The organism is Novipirellula herctigrandis (genome assembly GCA_007859835.1).
GTDB lineage: Bacteria > Planctomycetota > Planctomycetia > Pirellulales > Pirellulaceae > Novipirellula_A > Novipirellula_A herctigrandis.
In genome coordinates this window covers 3907080-3912228 of record SJPJ01000001.1, presented here as the reverse complement: position 1 = coordinate 3912228, position 5149 = coordinate 3907080, and the positions used below count along the sequence as shown (strand labels likewise).

At 54.7% G+C, this 5149-nt stretch carries 8 protein-coding genes; all 8 read right to left on the bottom strand.

Features of this window, described 5'->3' with window-relative positions; translation table 11 throughout:
* Positions 1–256 precede the first annotated feature (256 nt).
* A complete protein-coding gene (locus CA13_RS14295) occupies positions 257–619 on the bottom strand; it encodes a hypothetical protein (RefSeq protein ID WP_146397695.1) in 363 nt (120 codons plus the stop codon).
* 168 nt (positions 620–787) lie between these two features.
* Positions 788–1285 carry a hypothetical protein gene (locus CA13_RS14290; protein WP_146397707.1) on the bottom strand — a complete coding sequence of 166 codons (498 nt, stop codon included), beginning with the start codon at positions 1283–1285 and terminating at the stop codon, positions 788–790.
* 158 nt (positions 1286–1443) lie between these two features.
* The gene (locus CA13_RS14285) at positions 1444–1800 is read right to left on the bottom strand and encodes a hypothetical protein (protein WP_146397705.1); all 357 of its coding nucleotides are present in this window, start codon (positions 1798–1800) and stop codon (positions 1444–1446) included.
* A gap of 216 nt (positions 1801–2016) precedes the next feature.
* Positions 2017–2424, bottom strand: a complete 408-nt coding sequence (locus CA13_RS14280; protein ID WP_146397703.1) for a hypothetical protein — start codon at positions 2422–2424, stop codon at positions 2017–2019.
* Between the two features lie 150 nt (positions 2425–2574).
* The gene (locus CA13_RS14275) at positions 2575–3051 is read right to left on the bottom strand and encodes a hypothetical protein (RefSeq protein ID WP_146397701.1); all 477 of its coding nucleotides are present in this window, start codon (positions 3049–3051) and stop codon (positions 2575–2577) included.
* A 630-nt stretch (positions 3052–3681) separates the two neighbouring features.
* Positions 3682–4104 carry an SMI1/KNR4 family protein gene (locus tag CA13_RS14265; protein WP_146397697.1) on the bottom strand — a complete coding sequence of 141 codons (423 nt, stop codon included), beginning with the start codon at positions 4102–4104 and terminating at the stop codon, positions 3682–3684.
* Between the two features lie 160 nt (positions 4105–4264).
* Positions 4265–4627: a hypothetical protein gene (locus CA13_RS14260; protein ID WP_146397695.1), complete on the bottom strand. Its 363-nt coding sequence runs from the start codon at positions 4625–4627 to the stop codon at positions 4265–4267.
* Between the two features lie 184 nt (positions 4628–4811).
* On the bottom strand, positions 4812–5149 hold a 338-nt coding region (locus CA13_RS14255; RefSeq protein WP_419194349.1), incomplete at its 5' end, for a hypothetical protein.

Genomic DNA, 5149 nt, shown 5'->3' with positions numbered 1-5149 from the left:
CAAACGTGAGTAAGCCTCGACACAGCATCCCAGCAACCGCCCCGCTCACCAAATTCCAGCACGCGTTCACCCGACGTGGCCCCCGTCCAACAACGAGTTCTCAAGCCGCATAACGGAAGGTTTTTACGACACCGCCCTAAACGAAGCGAACGATGCTTGAACTACGAAAAATTGTACCAAGGCCAGCCCGCGTTGGCAAAGTTGGAAGGTGTGCCGAAGGCCCTTGCGTAAAAACCATGTTACACGACCGGCACCATTATTGTGCGTGTAGCCGAAGTCGTTCAAGCACAGCAAATACGTCATCTGGAGATTGTTGTGCGAAGTATGTGAAATGCAATCGCAAGGTGCCGTCGGTTAGGTCGAGGCGATTTGGATTGGGTGGGAACTGCGAGACAAGTTTTGGCGACGCCCACTGTTGCGCGATGACAGCAAGCGGAACACCGGACGACAGCGCCCACGATGCATCCCCACCGGCGATCGACGGAAGTGGGGAGGCGGCAAGACACGCAGCGACAATTTGGGAAACGTCAGCGTCATCGGGAACCGACGAGTTGCGAGCGTGCGGGGCATCAACGTCATCACCGGCGGCAACACTGTCACGGGTGATGTAGAGCTTCATCGGCGTGAATCACCAATCGATTAGGTCGTGTAACGGAAGGTTTTCACGACACCGCCCTAAACGAAGCGAACGATGCCTGAACTACAGGAAATTGTACCAACGCCAGCCCGCGTGACCAACCAAGGAAGGTGTGCCGAAGGCCTAGCGTAAAAACCATGTTGGCCGACACTACGCGCTGGTGAGGTGCGAAAGTAAATCGCCGTAGTCGTCGATGTTACCCGACAGCGATTTCGCGCGTTCAGCGAGCAGGTCGAGTACGGCAGCAGGCGATTGACCGTCGGTGATTGCAAAATGGTCAATAATGAATTTCAGTGTGTGTCCAAGTTGTATTTCGTGAGCCTTGGGCGGCAAGGCCATTGGTCGAAGTTGTATTTGGTCGCCCGAACGCGAAAGGTCACGCACCCACCATGCGAGAAACTCGAGTGTGAGCCACCCGTTGGAGTCAGCGGTCAACGTGAATTCAGTGTGAGCCCACGCCTCATTGGGCAGGCCACCGTCGGTCCGTCGAAGTAGAGTGTGGGGAAAATCGCCGAATTCGCCGGGAAGCGAGTAGACGGAAGTTTCAATTTCGTCGACGGCCTTCAGCCCAGTGTCAACATCGCGAACCGCAACGAACCGCTGGAGCGCATCGTGAAAAGCCTGAACCTGCGATGGATACTCGGACATGCAATCTCTGTGTCGGCCAACGGAAGGTTTTTACGACACCGCCGTTGCGATGCCATTCAAGTTTGAACAGCGAGAGATTCTACCAACAGAAGGAGGCTTGAACAAACGACAGCGGTGTGCCGAAGGCCTAGCGTAAAAACCATGTTGCACGCCGTACGCTACGGTTGAGTCTCCACTTCGTGTTGCTCGAACTGGGCCTCCAGAGCGCGCAGCATGTTGTAGGTCACAGCATGATCATCAGTGTCAACCGGATGGGAAATCACGCGAGACATCTCGATTGCAGTGCGTCCAACTGGGCGGCCTGCGCTTTCCCGTGCAGCAACAAACTGAGTGATAGCGGATTCGATTGCGGTCAACCAACGGTCGTCAGCGGAATCCACCCACGCAGTAGAGAGCGTGATGCCATGTGAAACCTCGGCCGGAAGCAGGCGGAAATCCAGCCAAGCAAAAAGTGGTTTGCCGCCGTCGATTTTGAGACGGTGCTCCACGTCAGTTTCGGTTGGGATTCGCCACATCAATAACTTCGTGCGTGCAACGGAAGGTTTTTACGACACCGCTTCTCTCCGAAGTCAAAAAGCGTCGCAACACCAAACAGTTTACCAAAAGAAAGCCAGGTTGCCAAAGAGGCGGTGTCCGCGGCGTGGCAAACCAGTAAATGTCACCGAAGCGAGTAAACAGGCAAACCAAATGATGCTCCAACGACGAAGCCGGGGCCTTGCGTAAAAACCATGTTAGGCGTCCCGGTGGCGCAGTGTATCGGCGCCTGTTTCGAGATACAGTTTCCACTTGGCGACATGATCGGAGTCGATCGGGAAGTTGATTTCAGGGGTAGACCAATCAATTGCAACGTCTGCGACGCGAGCGCCATCGTCGCAATCAGTGTCATAGTCGAAGTTGTCGGACGCGACGATACAGAATCCGATAGCGCGGAGATCGTCGTGATTCAAAGAACCGGCGAGAAAGGCGTCGCAGATACGGGCAAGGTGGGACGAGAGGACGACGAATTCGGTGTCCATGTCAACAATAGCGTGTCGACGAACGCCGTGGCCATCGTCGGTGATCGCACCGTGGAGATCGGCGACCAGTTCTTGGAGCGATGCATCGCCAGAGAAGAAATCACGGAGTGTGGATTCATTCATCTAGGTACGCCTAACGGAAGGTTTTTACGACACCGCCGTTGCGATGCCATTCAAGTTTGAACAACAAGAGATTCTACCACCAGAGGGACGCTTGAACAAACGACAGCGGTGTGCCGGAGGCCTAGCGTGAAAACCATGTTGTGCGAACCGTTACACTGCGTAATCGGCATCCGTTTCAGTACAGACTATCAGCAGTTTGTGATCGTGCGATTTTAGGTGGTCGGATTGCCGCGAGAAGAACCCCATCCAGTCACCATCATGCGGCGAGATCGCAATGGATAGACCGTATGCGTCGAAGACCGATGCTGCACTTGTGTTTGGGTATTTCGCAAGTCTTGTTCGCAAAACGTTTAGGTCGTGCTGGTCGAAAAGTCCCAAGAATTGAGTGCCGGGCGCGCAGGCAACGCGGGCGGTGCGCAGTGACGAAATTCGGAACTCTGAAGCGAGCCAATCGACCAAGGCGTCAACCATCTCGTGGTCATAGCCAGATAAACGATCCACCTCAATGCCGTGTTCGTGAACGATGTCCCAGAAGTTCGGGTCTGTGCAAGAGAGTTGGAGTTTTGTTGATAAGCGGAACGAAATGGTGCCTGTTGGATTCTCCATTCGGATTGAGTAGGTTCGCACAACGGAAGGTTTTTACGACACCGCTTCTCTCCGAAGTCAAAAAGTGTCGCAACAGCAATCAGTTTACCAAAAAGAACAAGCGTTGCCAAAGAGGCGGTGTCCGCGGCGCGGCAAACCGAGGCTCGTCGCCGAAGCGAAGGACATTGCAAACCAAAGGATGCCCCAATGACGAAGCCGCGGCCTTGCGTAAAAACCATGTTACCGGACGCGTGAACTACCAGAAAGTTCTCCATCCGAATGAGGTCGCAGGGACAGCGCAACGAGCATAGAGAACCGCGAATGGACGCAAATAAACGCGAATAGCTGAAATCGCCAATGGTCCGCACGGCCGCGACAACATTCATGCTCCAACGCAATTCAGGGCTCGATATCGCGCGCCGCTGCGCGGAGACCACCCGATCGACGCTCCAAGGCCACAGAAGCATAAAGGGAGAAAACGCGCGACCAAAGGAGGTCAGCGCCGTTCGGCGAGCGTCCGGTAACGGAAGGTTTTTACGACACCGCACTAAACGAAGCGAGCGATGCCTGAACTACGAAAGATTGTACCAAGGCCAGCCCGCGTTGCCAAAGATGGAAGGTGTGCCGCAGGCCTAGCGTAAAAACCATGTTGTACGCCGTCGCGCTACCAAATCAGTCTCCATCGAGTAGCCCCGGACAATCGCCGTCCTTGATACCATCGAGTTGGCGGCATTTTGCAGCATGCCATTCGGAAAATGATGGAAATGTGAAGCCGTCATCCTGCGTGAGATTGTCAGCGACGGTGTTGTCGGGATCAATGTAGACAATGAGGTAGGGAGAACAACGAGTATCGTAGGCGAAGTAGTCCCCGCAGCTGTTGGACGCAAATGCGATCAGGAAGTCAGGCCACGGGTCGCGACGATCAGAAGATCGCAGGTCAATGTTGGTATCTAGAAACCGTAGAAGTTTGTGCGGCGAATCGACAACGAGAAAGTCGCAAGCGTTGTGGATTGGGTCGGACGCATCCAGAAGTGCCTCGCGATGCTCATCCGGCAACTGAAACGACAGCACGGTTTCGATGTCAGTGATGCCCATTGACCTGAGGCGTACAACGGAAGGTTTTTACGACACCGCCCTAAACGAAGCGAACGATGCTTGAACTACGAAAAATTGTACCAAGGCCAGCCCGCGTTGGCAAAGTTGGAAGGTGTGCCGAAGGCCCTTGCGTAAAAACCATGTTACACGACCGGCACCATTATTGTGCGTGTAGCCGAAGTCGTTCAAGCACAGCAAATACGTCATCTGGAGATTGTTGTGCGAAGTATGTGAAATGCAATCGCAAGGTGCCGTCGGTTAGGTCGAGGCGATTTGGATTGGGTGGGAACTGCGAGACAAGTTTTGGCGACGCCCACTGTTGCGCGATGACAGCAAGCGGAACACCGGACGACAGCGCCCACGATGCATCCCCACCGGCGATCGACGGAAGTGGGGAGGCGGCAAGACACGCAGCGACAATTTGGGAAACGTCAGCGTCATCGGGAACCGACGAGTTGCGAGCGTGCGGGGCATCAACGTCATCACCGGCGGCAACACTGTCACGGGTGATGTAGAGCTTCATCGGCGTGAATCACCAATCGATTAGGTCGTGTAACGGAAGGTTTTTACGACACCGCCGTTGCGATGCCATTCATGTTTGAACAAGTGTAAAGCTTACCATCAGAGGGAGGCTTGAACAAACGACAGCGGTGTGCCGTAGGCCTAGCGTAAAAACCATGTTGTGTGACGCTGAAGCGGCGTAGAGGTCACGATTCGTGAAAGGCCACAAAAGCAGCAGATTCAAGGTCACCATCGCCAGTGATCGTTGCCCCAGATTCGTCGCGAAGATCATACGATTGCTGGACGTCGCCAATCGAAGCACCGCCGTCTAGCGCAACCAACAGGTTGTACATGGCATCAGTGAGCGCACCGTCGAGAATCTGGCGCAAGGTTGCAAGCCGTGCATCGTCAAGGTTGAGCGAGCCTATCAGCGTGCCAACCGCAGTTTCGGCATCGGGATCGAAGAATGCGGCGACCATGGCGTCCTTGTCGGCGCGACAGAGGCGCGCAAAATTGTCAGCATTCATAGGAGCCTGCGTCACAC

Bases quoted from the DNA above. Each gene is read 5' to 3' on its own strand.
- CA13_RS14295 (WP_146397695.1), bottom strand. From the start codon at position 619: ATGAAGCTCTACATCACCCGTGACAGTGTTGCCGCCGGTGATGACGTT.
- CA13_RS14290 (WP_146397707.1), bottom strand. From the start codon at position 1,285: ATGTCCGAGTATCCATCGCAGGTTCAGGCTTTTCACGATGCGCTCCAG.
- CA13_RS14285 (WP_146397705.1), bottom strand. From the start codon at position 1,800: ATGTGGCGAATCCCAACCGAAACTGACGTGGAGCACCGTCTCAAAATC.
- CA13_RS14280 (WP_146397703.1), bottom strand. From the start codon at position 2,424: ATGAATGAATCCACACTCCGTGATTTCTTCTCTGGCGATGCATCGCTC.
- CA13_RS14265 (WP_146397697.1), bottom strand. From the start codon at position 4,104: ATGGGCATCACTGACATCGAAACCGTGCTGTCGTTTCAGTTGCCGGAT.
- CA13_RS14260 (WP_146397695.1), bottom strand. From the start codon at position 4,627: ATGAAGCTCTACATCACCCGTGACAGTGTTGCCGCCGGTGATGACGTT.